Source organism: Microbulbifer echini (genome assembly GCF_041447225.1).
Taxonomy (GTDB): domain Bacteria; phylum Pseudomonadota; class Gammaproteobacteria; order Pseudomonadales; family Cellvibrionaceae; genus Microbulbifer; species Microbulbifer echini.
Genome location: NZ_JBGMEL010000005.1, coordinates 232,324 through 246,688, shown reverse-complemented (window position 1 = coordinate 246,688; position 14,365 = coordinate 232,324). Strand labels below are relative to the sequence as shown.

Here is a 14,365-nt window from a genome sequence, read left to right as displayed (position 1 = left end):
CAGGGCTGAGAGGGGATATCCCGGAGTTATGCACAGCTCTATCCATGGTTTCTGTTGGTAACCTTCCAGTAACAGAGATGTAATTAGACGGAGAGCAGTTATTAACAGGGTTGTAAGGCTGGAATCTGTGGATTAATAACGCTGATTAGTTCGCCAGTATCCAGAGTCTCCTGAGAAAGAGAAAGAGAAAGAGAAAGATGTGAGAAAAGGGAAGTGAACAGGCTTTTACTCGGTAGGGGAAAAGGAGGGGGAAATAAAGAGCCCCACGCTGGTGGGGCTCTGAGTAATAGCGGCAGCTAATTCTTTATTTAACGGAGGTGGGTACTCGTCCCAGGTTTCCTTCCATCTCTGTGGTGAGGAAAGACATTACGACCCAGGCAGCGACATTTTGGCGCAGGTTCTCTGGGTCGACCTTATCGAGGGTATCGTTGGGAGTATGGTGATAGTCAAAGTAGTCGGTGCCGTCCTGATAGAGACCAAAGGCCGGGACGCCGCGGGCAACAAAGACACTGCTGTCCGGGCCACCGTAAGATGTATTGTTTCCGCGTTCGATACCTAGAGGTGCAAGAAGCTGCATCATCTGATCAGCAATATCAAACTTACTCTCTGGAAGGCGTGTGTCAAAGCGCCACACTTTGCCGGCGCCAAAGTCGGACTCAGACACGGCGACAATGTTATCCAATTCGTGTAGATGAGCGTCTACGTACTGTTTGGCACCAACAAGGCCAATTTCCTCGGCACCGAACAGAACTACACGCAGGGTGCGACGAGGGCGCTCGGGCAGCTCGGCAATAAGGCGTGCAGTTTCCATGACGATGGCTACGCCGGCTCCATCATCCAGCGCACCAGTTCCCTCATCCCAGGAGTCCAGGTGGGCACCAATAATCATTACTTCTTCCGGTTTTTCGCGACCGGTAATCTCCCCAATTACGTTAAAGGAGGGGCCGTCGGTGTGTCGCTGGTTGTCGATATCCAGTTTCACCTGCACGGGTTTACCGCGCTTGAGCATTGCCTCCAGCAGGTTAGCATCCGGAGCAGACAGAGCCAGAGCTGGAACCGGATTTTCGATAGCATTAATGGACATCATACCTGTGTGGGCAAAGCGGTCGGAGTCGGTGCCCACGGAGCGAAGAAGTAGTGCAACCGCGCCCTTCTCCGAAGCCGCACGCATGCCTTTACTGCGCCCTTGCACGGCGGGGCCATAACCCTCGCCTGTGCGGGCTTTTTCCATACGTTTATTGATGAAGGCAATTTTACCTTCAACTTGTTTTGCGGGTGCTTGCTGAAGGGCTTCCACATCGGGGAATTCGATAATTTCCGCAGTCAGGCCGCCCGCGGGGGTGGCAACACTATAGCCGAGAGAGGAAACGACTAGCGGTTGAGGGAAAGGGGAAGTTACCTGGGCGTGGGCATGTCCCCGAGTCCAGCGAGGCACATTGATTTGCTCCGTGTAGACCCGGTCAAACCCAAGCGCTTTCATTTTCTCCTGAGCCCAGGCTACAGCGCGTTGGTCGCCCTCGGTGCCGGCGCGACGCGGCCCGACTTCCACGGTGAGTGATTCTACGATGCTATAGGCATTCGAGGATGACAGGGCGCGGTCGCGCAGTACTTCGGCTACGGACAGGTCTTCCTGTGATAGAGGCTTTGCCTGGGCGATGCCGACGGCAACGGTTGCAATTAAGCCCCCGGTAAGGGACAGCAGAGGTTTGAACATGTGTTTATCCTTGACTAACACTCGTTGATTCAAGATTTACGTGGTTTGTCTGGTGTACCGAGCAGTAGGCGGCTACGAATTCGGCGCAGTTTTTCCAGGCCACGTTGAGTAAATAAATAGGGGGCGCCACCAGTGTATTCGTGTTCTTCGATTTTAAGGCACTCCAGGCGCATTTTCTCCAGCTCGGGATCGTGGCGCATAGGGCAGGCCAGGAGTGCCCGCCATTCGCTTTCAGAGGCCTGGCCGGAGAGAACATCTTCCAACCCTCGAATAAAACTGTTTCTGTCCATGCGAAATCGCGGTGTGCGCAGATGCATCAGAGTCCAAATCACTATGGCAAAAGCGCAGAAGGACAACAGCAGGGTGAGGAATATAGTCACTTTTCTACGACTCCATGAGCAGTTTTATGGCCACCGCCAGGGTGGAGAAAATAATGACGGGTTTAATTAGCCTAACCCCGTGGCTAATTACCAGATTCGAACCAAGTCGTGCACCTACAAACTGGGCCAGTGCCATACCGAGAGCGATTGCCAGGGATAGGTGGCCAGCGGCGATAAATATCATCAGTGAAGTGGTGTTTGTTGCCAACACCAAAGGCTTGGTAGCGGCCGTGGCTTTACGCATGTTGTAGCCGAGTAGGGCAGTGAACGCCAACGCGTAGAGGGAGCCCATACCTGGTCCAAAGAAGCCCCCATAAAAACCCAGACCTCCACCAATCAGTAGGTTAAAGGCTCCCTGTCTCATTCTTGGCTTTGAATCGGTATCAGAAATACGTGGCGAAAAGATAAAATAAACGGCGATGCCGATAATCAGGATGGGCAACAGTTTGCCCAACATCTCTACGCCCAACACCGTCACCGTCCAGGTACCCAAAGCCGATCCTATGACTGCGGCTAACAGGCCCGGCAGCAGTGGTCTCAGTTGCAGGTGCCCTTTTTTAAGATAATTGAGACTAGAGGAAAAAGTACCGGAAACGGCCTGGAATTTATTGGTGCCGAGGGCGTCGAGTGGAGGGATGCCCGCCCAGAGCAGGGCGGGAAGTGTAATAATTCCACCACCGCCAGCGATGGCACTGATAAACCCCGCAATAAAGGCAACTGCGGTCAGAATCAGGTATGTGGTATTGGATATATCGCTACTAACTTCTATCACGGGAGGATTCAGTGCCCTCCAAGGTGCTGGTCTGCATCTTGTGGTGGAAACCTTGATACTTGCTGAAGCGATGCTGGATTTCTCTCATATCTTTGTCCAGGTCTCCAGTGGGGTGGTAAAGGGAATCCAGGCAGAAGCGTTTGCGGGAAAAATCCCAGGCTATCAGTAAAATAGGCACCTCTGCTGCATAGGCGATACGCAAGAAGCCACTCTTCCACTTGGTGACTTTTTTTCGGGTGCCTTCCGGGGTGATGCCCACCCACATTTTTTCATTATTCCGGTACTGCGCAGCAACCTGCTTAGCGATGATCCCGGCAGACCCGCGGTTTGTAGGGACCCCACCGAGCCACTTAAAGAACCCTTTAAATGGAAAGAAAAAAGCTTCTTTTTTCATCAGCCAAGAAATTTTTACCCGGTAAGCCATGATAAATGGCATCGCTACCACAAAGTCCCAGTTAGAGGTGTGTGGAGCCAGAGCCACCATTACCTTTTTTTCCGGTGGGAAGGTGCCTTCCAACTTCCACCCCATCAATCGAATCGCCAACATGCCAATCGCTGAGGTGATACTGTTACCGAGACGAGGTACTTCTGTTGGTAATTCTTTCTGCTGACTCATTATCGATCTCTCAATCTACTGCTTATGTCTCCGGGAGGAAATACTTCCTCACCGGATAGTGCCTGTAAATTAGTGCTCGCGGGTGGCGTAGAAGCGGATATCGGGGTAACGCTCCTCAGCCAGTTGCAAGTTCACTCTGGTTGGCGCCAGGTAAGTGAGGTGTCCACTGCCATCCATGGCGAGATTGGTACTGGCCTTGCGTTTGAAGTTATCCAACTCTTTCGCGTTGTCACTATCTACCCAGCGGGCAGTACTTACATTCACATTCTCGTAGATGGCTTCTACTTTATATTCATCTTTGAGGCGATAGGCGACAACCTCAAACTGGAGTACGCCAACGGCGCCAACAATAATGTCGTTGCTGTCCAGGGGGAAAAAAACCTGGGTCGAACCCTCCTCGGAGAGCTGTTGCAAACCTTTTTGCAATTGCTTTAATTTCAGAGGATCCTTCAAACGAATACGGCGAAATAATTCCGGGGCAAAATTGGGGATGCCAGTAAATTTCAGGGATTCCCCTTCGGTAAAGGTATCGCCGATCTGGATAGTACCGTGATTGTGCAGGCCGATAATGTCGCCAGCGATGGCTTCTTCTACGTGCGTGCGATCGCCGGCCATAAAGGTCACGGCATCGGCGATCTTAATATCCTTACCGAGGCGCACATGCTTCATTTTCATACCGCGCGTATAGGTGCCTGAGCAAACTCGCATAAAGGCGATACGGTCGCGGTGTTTGGGATCCATGTTGGCCTGGATCTTAAATACGAAGCCAGAAAATTTTTCCTCATTTGCTGCTACCTCACGATCCTGAGTAGCGCGGGACTGAGGACCCGGTGCCCATTCGACAAAGCCATCGAGCATTTCGCGCACACCGAAATTACCCAGTGCGGTACCGAAAAATACAGGAGTGAGTTCACCGGCCAAGTAGGCTTCCAGGTCAAATTCATGGGTGGCACCGCGCACCAGTTCGATTTCTTCGCGAATATCTTCGGCGTATTCACCAAGTAATGCATCCGCTTCAGCGGAGTTCAGCCCCTTGATTTGAATGTCGTCGGGAATTGTGTGGCCCTGGCCCTGGGTAAACACATGGATGGTATCGGTATAGAAGTTGTAGACCCCTTTGAAGAATTTGCCGGAACCCAGAGGCCAGTTAATTGGGGCGGCCTGAATATTCAGGACCTCCTCAATTTCATCCATTACCTCGATGGGGTCGCGGATGTCCCGATCCAGTTTGTTGATAAAAGACAGGATCGGGGTAGTGCGCAGGCGGCACACGTTCATCAGCTTGATTGTGCGGTCCTCGACACCCTTGGCACCGTCGATGACCATCAGGGCGGAGTCTACTGCGGTGAGTACCCGATAGGTATCCTCAGAGAAGTCCTCGTGCCCGGGTGTATCCAGCAGGTTTACCGTGCGTTCCTTATAGGGGAACTGCATAACTGAGGAGGTGACAGAGATACCCCTTTCCTGCTCCATAGTCATCCAGTCGGAACGCGCGTGGGGGCCCTTCTTCCCTTTGACCGAGCCTGCCAGCTGAATGGCATTTCCGAATAGCAGTAACTTTTCGGTCACGGTAGTTTTACCGGCGTCCGGGTGGGAAATGATTGCGAAAGTTCTACGTCTTTGAAATCGTTGAGAAAAATCGTGGTTCACTTAGATTTAACCTTATCTGTGTACGTCCCTGTGTACACATATATCAATATACTCCAAGGCCGAATCGCGAAAGGCGCATTATATCAAATTGGGCTTTGTTTTTGCTCTTGTCTGGTGACCAGTGGATGCTATCTGGTCAATTTGGTCGAGGCTAATTGGATGCTACTTGAAGGTTGGGTAGGTATTTGGTCATGTCTATGTGCTGTTGCTGGGTGAATCTTCTCCAACATTCCAGGATTAGCTCTACTGATTAGTTGGTGTACGGTAGTGTTCAGAGTACTGTGTCACTTCTTTACTGACCCTAACCGTCAATAACGTACACGCCATTGCGGCAGCAATAGACCAAGCACAGTTTGAGGAAGATTTTCTTCTTGGGCGTCATGCGTGAGTGCTCTACGGCCTGCCACATCATGCTAATTTCATCCGGGCCGAGGAGCGGGTGCCCTTCTTAATGCGCAGATTTTCCGTTGCGTTGAAATTGGCAATATCGGGGGTGGCCTTTGCCCTTTTTTCCAATAGAAATGATACTACTGCAGGAGCAGCTTCTCTAAAGAATCAGCATTGAGGATTACTTGCTTTTCAAATTGTTTACCCAACCTAGTGTCGTAGCCTTGTTCACATTTTTCCTTCAGGCGTTGCCCTTCGTTTCTGGCATTCTTGAGTGTCATTAAGCGTTAGGAGCCGAGGTGAACGCGGGCTGGTTTGCCGTCGTAGCGGTATCGAAATTGAAAAATGACTTGTGATTCGTACGCTAAGGCCATTGCTGTCAGCCATTCTCACCGTATTGGCCTTCATCTAAGTACTAAATAACGCCATGACAGCCTCCCTGTGTACACATTTTTAAAGGTTAACAAAAGGCTATTTGTGTACTTGCTTGTGTACACTTTTTTTCGACAGCGGTTGGTTTTGGGGGGCGTAAGCTGTCGAGAGTAAGAGGCTTAAAAATAGGACTTTATACGTTTTATTGATTATATGTCGCAGGTTGTCAACTTGTAACTACTGGTGATTTATAGGGGTGGAAAATAATTGTGAAGATAAGGTGATTGGAAAAACCCACCAGGGAAAAATTCAATTTCATTTTTGAGTTTGTTATCACTGGATAACCGGAAGAAAAACGAGTCCGCCTGACAGGCACAGGCACTGTCTTGCGGGTGAGGTATACTGCGAAATTGGGCTCTGAAGGTGGCCTACAAGTTTTTTCGGTGGCGTTAATGGGCGGAGCTGGTAGGACGGCTGGTAATCCTGAGCACCTTTTGGAATCAATTCGACTTTTCAGTCGATTCAAGGCCACTATAGAGGGTGGCCTGTATTCGCCAGGCCCACGGTGGTGTCATGGCAGTTCTAGTCAATATGGGGGAAGAATGAGTCAGGAACGTTTACAGGCATTGCGAGAGGAATTGCAGCGGCAGGGCGTCGAGGCTTTCCTGGTTCCTCGTGCCGATGAATATCAAAACGAATACGTCCCCCCGGCGGATGAACGTCTAGCCTGGATAACCGGCTTTACCGGATCTGCGGGGATGGCGGTGATCGGTCTGGATAAAGCCGCCCTGTTTGTGGATGGGCGCTATACCCTGCAGGGGCAACAGCAATTGGGAGACTTACCCATAGCGCTAGAAAACCTGGATAACCAGGTCATTGCCAGCTGGGTATGTGAACAACTGAGCAGTGGACAGTCTTTGGGCTATGATCCGCGTTTGCACACGGAACCGGGGCTGGCGCTCTTAGTGAAACGCCTCTCCGAGCGGGATATCACTCTGAAGCCCCTGGAGAAAAACCCAATCGATGCAATTTGGCGGGATAGACCAGCTCCCCCCTGTGGTAAAGCCCGTCCACACCCCTACGTGTTCACCGGGGAGCACTCCAGCGATAAACGCCAGCGTATTGCCACACTCCTGGCCGAGAAGCGAGCGGATGCGCTGTGGCTGCCGAATCCGGAGAACTGCGCATGGCTGTTCAATATTCGAGGGGATGATATTCCCCATCTGCCTGTAGCGCTTTCCAGCGGGGTGCTCTTTCGGGATGGCAGTGCCACTCTGTATCTGGCTGAGCGAGCAGTTGGTGAGGGGCTCCTTGAGCACCTGGAGCGGGAAGTGACGGTGGTGACGGAAAAGGGCCAGCTATTTGAGGACTTGCACCGCCGCCATGTGAATAAGATCTGGGTGGACCCCTCGATCAGTAATTGCTGGACCTTACAGCAGTTGCGCGGCCAGGATTTGCAGTTGCTACTGGAGCGGGATCCTGTGATTCAAGCTAAGGCGTGTAAGAATGCGGTGGAGTTAGCGGGCTCCAGGGCGGCTCATGAACGCGATGGTGCCGCATTGTGTGAATTTCTGGCCGAGTTACCCACTGCGGTGGAAAACGGGTTGGATGAACTGGCAGCGGTAAAACTGCTGTATCGCAAGCGCGAGGAGCGTGAGGGGTTTCGCGGCAACAGTTTTGAAACTATCTCGGGTTATGGTCCCAATGGGGCCATAGTGCACTACCGGGCAAGCCCGGAGTCGAGTTTACCGATGCAGGCGGAGAGTATTTATCTGTGTGATTCCGGAGCCCAATATCCCGATGGCACCACGGATGTGACTCGAACTGTGGCCCTGGGGGAGTTCCCCGCGCTGGCGCGGGAGCATTTTACCCGAGTGCTCAAGGGGCATATTGCCATCGCTACTCTGCGTTTTCCCAGCGGAACTTGTGGTGAGCAAATCGATGCCATCGCGCGCAGATCACTCTGGGACGTGGGCCTGGATTACGCCCACGGCACCGGACACGGTGTCGGCAGTTTCCTGAGTGTACATGAGGGGCCACAGCGTATCGGCAAAGCTATCACCAATACGCCACTGCAGCCGGGTATGATCCTTTCCAACGAGCCGGGTTTTTATCTCACCGGCCAATACGGTATTCGTATTGAGAACCTGGTATTTGTCAAAGACAGTGCGGATTATCCCGGATTTCTACAGTTTGAAGAGTTAACACTAGCGCCGATTGAGCGCCACTTAATTGATGTGGAGCTTCTCACCATATCGGAACGGGACTGGTTGAATCGCTATCACCAGCGTGTACGGGAAGTCATCACGCCATTGGTTAGTGAGAAGACTGCACTCTGGCTGCAGCAGGCCACTGAGGCCGTTTAATACGATGAGCTGGGGGCTTGCCCCCAGTGTTTTATTTCATAAAAAATATGGACGTTGGTGATTACTGCACCTCAAATTTATACCCGGCTCCATATACGGAATGAATTAATTCCTTTTCCGGTAGCAGGGCCGCAATTTTTTTGCGCACTTTCTTGATGTGGCTGTCGATAGTGCGGTCGCTGATTACCCGGTAGTCTGAATAAATGCGATCCATAATCTGCTCGCGAGAAAAAATCCGCCCGGGTTCACTGTAGAGTAACTCGAACAGGTGAAATTCCAGAGCGGTTAAACCCACATCGAGACCGCCGACTAATAATTGGCCGGTGTTACGTCGTAGCTGGATATCCCCGGACTTCCGCTGTCCTGTGCTGTGAGTGCGGCGCAGTACGGCCTTCACACGGGCTACGATCTCGCGGGGGCTATAGGGTTTACACACATAGTCGTCCGCGCCCACTTCCAAACCGCGCAAGCGGTCTGCTTCCTCTATTCTGGCGGTCATCATAATAATCGGTACATTACTATAGCGACGAATTTCCTTGCAGATCTCCAGGCCATTTTTACCCGGTAGCATAAGATCCAACAGAATCAGGTCCGGGGGATGCGACTCGATATGAGCAGTGACTTCATTGCCGTTCGAGAGTATATCGGCACGGTAATCGGCGGCCTGCAGGTAATCCAGCAGTAGGTTCGCCAGTTCAGTTTCATCTTCGACAATTAAAATCCTAGCGGCCATGATTCCTACCATTTAATTCTCTCGGTGAGGGGGAGAAAAATACTAATTTCCAGGCCGCCCAGGCGGGATGAGCTGGCGGAAATACTGCCCTCGTGGGCTTTGACAATATTTTGGCAAATCGACAATCCTAAACCGGCACCACCGGTTTCCCGACTGCGCGAATAATCGGTGCGATAAAGGCGGTCGAAAAGATGGGGGATATCGGCACTGGTAACCCCTGGAGACGAGTCGGCAAAAGTGATAATAGCGGTTTGAGCTTCTGCGCGTGTGCTGACGTTCAGTTGGCCGCCGCTGTCTGTGTAGCGCAGGCTGTTGGTGAGGAGGTTGCCAAACAGCTGTTGCAGGCGCGCCTCATCGGCATAGATCAGTTTGCTATCGGATAGTTTGTTGTGCAGTTGCAGTTCGATATTCTTCTGAGCGAAGGCGCTGCGAAAATCCTCCACCATGCTGGTGAGCAGTGGCCCCAGGGGCAGGTCGGTCTTGCAATAGTTCAAGGCGCCGGCATCGGACAGCGACAGCTCGTAGAGGTCGTTGATCAAGCGGCTGAGCTGGCGAATTTTATTGTGCAAAATATCAAGATTTTTCGGCGAGGCTGTGCGCACACCATCCTGCAGCGCCTCAATTTGCCCCTTAAGGACTGCCAGTGGTGTGCGTAGCTCATGGGAAATATCGGCCATCCAGCGATTGCGAGCGTGTTCATTGGCTTCAAGTGTTGTCGCCAAGCGGTTGAAGTCTGCGCTTAATTGGCCCAGTTCATCGCGCCTTTCAATATCGATACGGGTTTTATAATCCCCCGAGGTCAGGCGATGGGTGGCCTCGGCGAGGCGGCGTATGGGGCGCACAAGTTGCCAGGCCAGGGGCAGAGCGATGGCCAGGGTAATAATAAAAGTAGCAATAGAAATCAATGCAAAGGTACGGGACTGCTCCTGAATAAATCCCTGCTCATACTTTTTGGATAGGGCGGGCGGTGGATTGATTGTGAGATACCCAACGGTTTTGTCCTCCACCTGAATTGGCTGATAGAGCAATTCATCTGCCGGAGCGGGGCGCCCGATGACCAGCTGTTTCTCACTGTTGAACAGACTCAGGCGAGGCCCAAGCGAGTTACCCATGGGTGGGCGAGGGCCGGGACCGGCCATGCCCCGGGGCGGCATGCCACTGGGTGGGGGCGGTGGAGGAAGGCGACCCAATTGACGAAAAATGGTTTGCCGATGCAGATCCAGCCATTCTGAACCGTTTTTTTCCAGGGATTTCCAGCTGCCCTTGCGAAGATAAAACTGCTGTAGCGCCTGCACTAGGCCCTCCACATCACGCAGCTCCTGGGCACGCATATAAGCGTGGAAACCGTGGCTGAAGCTCCACTGAAAAAAAACAAACATGCCGCCGACAGTAATTGCCGTCGTCAGTAAAAATGCCAGGCTGAGTTTGTAGCGAATGTTTAGCGACATCTTGTATCCGGTTCTTCCTACGGACCGTCAATAAGGCGGACTTTCCTGTCCCGCTGTGTGGGGTATTGCCTATGTCGATGACTACCCAAGCGTACACTCTCTGTAAATCGGCGGGCAATTCTTTAATTTAAATACACTCAATATCTTGACCTTGGTTTATGGGGGAAGCGCTGAAGGTTGTCGTAATCAGCTCACCGATGATTTTGCGCCACTTCTGCGCCCTCTCTTGTGGAAATGGGGGATGTGGAAAAGCGGTGCAGGACTAAGTTATTTCGATCGCGCTGGATAAACAATGTGGCCAGGACCCGTTTACCGCCGCGACTCCATGTGCTGTGGTCGTGCGCATTGAGAGTTACTGTGATCTGGTTGAATCCCGGCTTTAGCCATTGTTCCGGCAGATGCAAATCCGCAGCATATAGGCGCTGTATTTTTACACCATTAATATAAAGGTGCGCGTGTCCCTCGAGAAAGCGCTGTGGTGCCTCATTGGCATAGCGGGGCGACTCCAGTTCGAATCGGTCGTAGGCGATATGTAAATTAAAACCGGACATCGTGTCTCGGCTGATCTCCAGTTCAATACGTGGTGCGGCGACATGTACGGGTATTTCTACCACCGGGTGCGGATCGCCGTTGTGTCCCGCGTGGGGGTTGGGTTGGGCTGCCCATGTGGGGGTGCCGGTCGCTACCAGCCAGGCCAGCGTGCCGGCAGCAAAATACCTGTGCATTTTCATAAACTGCCCACTCCTGGGTTGGGTGTCGGTTAGCGGCCAACGGTGGTGGAACACCGGTTGACGATGGTTTGCTCGTCTAGTTTTCCGTAAAAGCGGGGTCCAAAAGTAAAAGGAAATGCGGGCACTAACTGGGCGTCCTCGCTGAGAGTGACAGTCAAGTGGTAGTGATAGCCGCGTTCACTATCGGTGTGGCCGTTATACTGGTCCAAGTAGGCGCCGCCCTGGGCCGTCAGGCTCGCATCCCAAAAATAATCCTCGTAAAAGAAGCCGGAAGTGGTGTCGAATTCGTTACCGGAGAGTGAGGTGTAACTCCCGCTGGTGGAGGGGCCGGTATTATTCGTGGCCTGAGAGCCTTTGCTGGTGTCGTACTCGTCTACCAGCAGGCAAGAGCGCTCACCGGCAACACCGCAGCCGGTTTCGGAGTTGGGGTCGTCGTACGCACGCACCGCCCAGCTGCTCAAAGCCAATTGGCCGTCGTCCTCCCAGGGACCGTAGATGGCGTAACCATCGGCGGTGTAGCCGTAGATTGGCGAGTGGCTATCGCCCACGTCGGCCACCAGGTTTGCCAGGCAGTCACTGTAAAAATGGTGGTGGTAGTCGCCATTGGCGGCGTGCCCCCCGCAGACGTCTACATCGTAGACTTCCGCTAAGGGGGCGAGTGTATGCCAGGTATTGTTGACGGACTGTCCATCGCTCCACTGATAAATGGAAGTGCCATTGACCCAGTAGCCCTGAACGCCAAGACCGGTTTCACAGTCTTCGCTGGCCGCTTCCGGGGATTTGGGGATATCGCCCTGGTGGGAGACATTTTCCGGGCAGACCGGCCCAGGTGGCCAGAAGCCGTAGCCCGCCTCGGTGTCGCAGGAGGGGTTGCTGCGATAGCCAATATCTTGACCAAAGCGGATGAAGTCTCCCACTTGAACGTTGGGGCTGCCGCTGACAAAGTCGCTGCTGACCTTAGGGCGGGTGAGCAGGGCGTTGAGGATATTTGCGGTGACCAGGATTTCATAGTCGGGTATGCCTGTTGCGGATACACGGGTGTACTCCTTGCCATTGACGGTGACAGACTCTACGCGTTGCACATTGACCAATACCTGCTCGTTGCTGTTGTTCTCATAAATGTAGGGGGCGCGCTCGTCAGTGGTATTGACGATCCAGACCCCGGTGACTTCTGTACTGCTGTCGTTATCCGTGGCGTCATCGGTATTGCTGTTGTCGTCTCCGCTATCACTGCCCGTATCGGTATCGGTGTTCTCGTTGCTGGTTTCTGTGTTGGAGGAGGAATCGCCTCCGCCGCCACAGCCCTGTAGGGCAGCGGTAAGCAGTGTGAGGGCGAGAGCGCAGGATAAAAGCGAGCGTTTGTCGCGGTTGAGTATTTCTATTATTTTCATGGAGAACACCGGTCACTGACATCAAAGGATAAGCCCCCCGAAAATACTGCAGAAAAGAGGACAAAATATGGACAGTTCAGTGGCTGTGGTGGTGGGGTGTTACAGTGGCAAAATCCCATTAAGTGGTTCTTAAAGTGGCTTTTGCTTAAAAGCGACCGCGACGGAAAAACCATTTCGCCCCTCTGTATAAGGGCAAACCGTTTATTGTTCCTCTCCCTACTTTTGCCGGGCAAAAAATAATTGTGGCTGGAAAACCACTGCGGCTAGCCAGTGTTAAATTTTGCAAAGTTTGGGAGGGGGATGGATATCCCCTCGGCTCGACAGCCGCAGAGACGCTGCTGTCGCTGCTCCTGACCGCCTTGTGCGGGGTGGCCCACGGCACGGCTTTTAGATCAGAGTGTTTTGCGGCGAGCCCGCTTCAGCCGGGAGGCGGTCCCGGAGGCGCACCGCCGCCGACCTCATCGGAACACACACTGACAATAGTCTGGTCATCCAGTTTGCCGTAAAAGCGTGGTCCAAACGTGTAGGGAAAGGCTGGGATAAGCTGCCCAGCCTCATTCAAGGTAACGGTCAGGTGATAGTGGTAGCCGCGCTCGCTGTCACTGTGGCCATTGAATTGGTCCAGGTTGGCGCCGCCGAGAGCGGTAAGATCCTGATTCCAGTAATAGTCCTCATAGAAGAATCCGGACTCGGTAATAAAAATATTCCCCGATAAGGAGGTGAAGGTATCGCTGGTGCTGGGGCCGTTGCTGGCCAGTGCTGCGATACCCTGGTTTATATCGTACTCATCGATTAACAGACAGCGGCGTTCCCCCGCAATGCCACAGCCACTTGGGGAGTCGGGATCATCGTAGTCGCGGATGGCCCAGCTGCTCTTGGCCAGCTCGCCATTTGCCACCCAGGGGCCATGGATGGCATAACCATCGGCGGTAAAGCCGTAAATAGGGGAGTGACTGTCGCCGTTATCTCCAACCAGGTCGGCGAGACAGTCGCTGTAAAAATGATGGTGATACTCGCCGCGGGCTGCATGGCCTCCGCAAATATCCACATCGTACACCTCAGCCACCGGTGCCAGGGTATGCCAGGTACCATCTAAAATCTGGCCATCACTCCATTGGTAAATGGACGTGCCATTGACCCAGTAACCCTGCGCCCCGAGAACACTCTCGCAGCGTTCATTGGAGATTTCCGGTTCCTGCGGGAAGTAGCCCTGATGAGAGACATTTTCTGGGCAGACCGGACCTGGGGGCCAAAATCCATAGCCGGCGCCGGTATCGCAGCTGCGGCTATTGCTACTATAGCCGATATCCTGGCCAAAAAGGACGTTATCGCCAACCTGTACAGTGGGGTTGCCGCCGACAAAATCTGTGGCCGCCCTGGGGCGGTTGATGAGCCAGTCATACAGGTTGCCGGTAATTACAATTTTGTAGTCGGGGATACCGGTTGCACTCACTCGGGTGTAACGCTTGTTCTCCACGGTGACCGCTTCAACGCTTTGGACATTCACCAAAACCTGCGCATTGCTGTTGGTTTCGTAGATATAGGGAGCGCGGGCGCCGGTAGTGTTAAGAATCCAGGGCCCGCTGTCCCCACTGTCTCCTCCGTCGTCGCCGGAGCCGTCTTCCGGGGGCGGGGAGGGATCATCCTGGTCACAGCCTGGCAAACTTGTTGTGAAAAGAGTCCAGATCACGACCGGCAATATGGCACAGCGCCACCGCTGCCGCGGAAAGAGCAGGCTTTCTTTGACTTGCATAAGTCATCGTCCTTGATGGGGGTTTACTTGGCTTTATCGATTGCTGAGAGCG

General features: G+C 53.1%; 11 protein-coding genes. 1 reads left to right on the top strand and 10 read right to left on the bottom strand.

The window, feature by feature from the left end; all coding sequences use genetic code 11:
• Positions 1-304: 304 nt before the first annotated feature.
• From ACCI51_RS07320 to ACCI51_RS07300, 5 genes are all read right to left on the bottom strand, one after another.
• A complete protein-coding gene (locus ACCI51_RS07320; protein ID WP_371843134.1) occupies positions 305-1,714 on the bottom strand; it encodes a M20/M25/M40 family metallo-hydrolase in 1,410 nt (469 codons plus the stop codon).
• A 29-nt stretch (positions 1,715-1,743) separates the two neighbouring features.
• Complete coding sequence (locus tag ACCI51_RS07315; RefSeq protein ID WP_299580341.1) at positions 1,744-2,094, bottom strand: hypothetical protein; 351 nt, start codon at positions 2,092-2,094, stop codon at positions 1,744-1,746.
• 4 nt (positions 2,095-2,098) lie between these two features.
• Positions 2,099-2,866 carry a TSUP family transporter gene (locus ACCI51_RS07310; RefSeq protein ID WP_371843133.1) on the bottom strand — a complete coding sequence of 256 codons (768 nt, stop codon included), beginning with the start codon at positions 2,864-2,866 and terminating at the stop codon, positions 2,099-2,101.
• The gene (locus tag ACCI51_RS07305) at positions 2,853-3,482 is read right to left on the bottom strand and encodes a 1-acyl-sn-glycerol-3-phosphate acyltransferase (RefSeq protein WP_299580335.1); all 630 of its coding nucleotides are present in this window, start codon (positions 3,480-3,482) and stop codon (positions 2,853-2,855) included. Before ACCI51_RS07305 ends, ACCI51_RS07310 begins: the two co-directional genes overlap by 14 nt.
• Positions 3,483-3,551: 69 nt before the next feature.
• Positions 3,552-5,132 (bottom strand): peptide chain release factor 3, encoded by a 1,581-nt coding sequence (locus tag ACCI51_RS07300; protein ID WP_299580332.1) that lies wholly within the window; start codon positions 5,130-5,132, stop codon positions 3,552-3,554.
• Between the two features lie 1,361 nt (positions 5,133-6,493).
• Here ACCI51_RS07300 and ACCI51_RS07295 point away from each other — a divergent pair.
• The gene (locus ACCI51_RS07295) at positions 6,494-8,257 is read left to right on the top strand and encodes an aminopeptidase P family protein (RefSeq protein ID WP_299580326.1); all 1,764 of its coding nucleotides are present in this window, start codon (positions 6,494-6,496) and stop codon (positions 8,255-8,257) included.
• 61 nt (positions 8,258-8,318) lie between these two features.
• Here ACCI51_RS07295 and ACCI51_RS07290 read toward each other — a convergent pair whose 3' ends face one another.
• The 5 genes from ACCI51_RS07290 to ACCI51_RS07270 form a co-directional block, all read right to left on the bottom strand.
• Positions 8,319-8,990, bottom strand: coding sequence for a response regulator (locus ACCI51_RS07290; RefSeq protein ID WP_371843136.1), 672 nt, complete (start codon positions 8,988-8,990; stop codon positions 8,319-8,321).
• Between the two features lie 5 nt (positions 8,991-8,995).
• Positions 8,996-10,438, bottom strand: coding sequence for an ATP-binding protein (locus ACCI51_RS07285; RefSeq protein ID WP_371843132.1), 1,443 nt, complete (start codon positions 10,436-10,438; stop codon positions 8,996-8,998).
• Positions 10,439-10,629: 191 nt separating this feature from the next.
• Positions 10,630-11,169: a hypothetical protein gene (locus ACCI51_RS07280; RefSeq protein ID WP_371843131.1), complete on the bottom strand. Its 540-nt coding sequence runs from the start codon at positions 11,167-11,169 to the stop codon at positions 10,630-10,632.
• Positions 11,170-11,198: 29 nt separating this feature from the next.
• Positions 11,199-12,560: a YHYH protein gene (locus tag ACCI51_RS07275; protein ID WP_371843130.1), complete on the bottom strand. Its 1,362-nt coding sequence runs from the start codon at positions 12,558-12,560 to the stop codon at positions 11,199-11,201.
• A gap of 418 nt (positions 12,561-12,978) precedes the next feature.
• Positions 12,979-14,313 carry a YHYH protein gene (locus ACCI51_RS07270; protein WP_371843129.1) on the bottom strand — a complete coding sequence of 445 codons (1,335 nt, stop codon included), beginning with the start codon at positions 14,311-14,313 and terminating at the stop codon, positions 12,979-12,981.
• Between the last annotated feature and the right edge of the window lie 52 nt (positions 14,314-14,365).

What these genes read in the sequence shown, in the direction of transcription:
- ACCI51_RS07295 (WP_299580326.1), top strand. Translation starts at nt 6,494, where the DNA reads ATGAGTCAGGAACGTTTACAGGCATTGCGAGAGGAATTGCAGCGGCAG.
- ACCI51_RS07280 (WP_371843131.1), bottom strand. Translation starts at nt 11,169, where the DNA reads ATGAAAATGCACAGGTATTTTGCTGCCGGCACGCTGGCCTGGCTGGTA.
- ACCI51_RS07290 (WP_371843136.1), bottom strand. Translation starts at nt 8,990, where the DNA reads ATGGCCGCTAGGATTTTAATTGTCGAAGATGAAACTGAACTGGCGAAC.
- ACCI51_RS07320 (WP_371843134.1), bottom strand. Translation starts at nt 1,714, where the DNA reads ATGTTCAAACCTCTGCTGTCCCTTACCGGGGGCTTAATTGCAACCGTT.
- ACCI51_RS07305 (WP_299580335.1), bottom strand. Translation starts at nt 3,482, where the DNA reads ATGAGTCAGCAGAAAGAATTACCAACAGAAGTACCTCGTCTCGGTAAC.
- ACCI51_RS07275 (WP_371843130.1), bottom strand. Translation starts at nt 12,560, where the DNA reads ATGAAAATAATAGAAATACTCAACCGCGACAAACGCTCGCTTTTATCC.
- ACCI51_RS07270 (WP_371843129.1), bottom strand. Translation starts at nt 14,313, where the DNA reads ATGCAAGTCAAAGAAAGCCTGCTCTTTCCGCGGCAGCGGTGGCGCTGT.
- ACCI51_RS07285 (WP_371843132.1), bottom strand. Translation starts at nt 10,438, where the DNA reads ATGTCGCTAAACATTCGCTACAAACTCAGCCTGGCATTTTTACTGACG.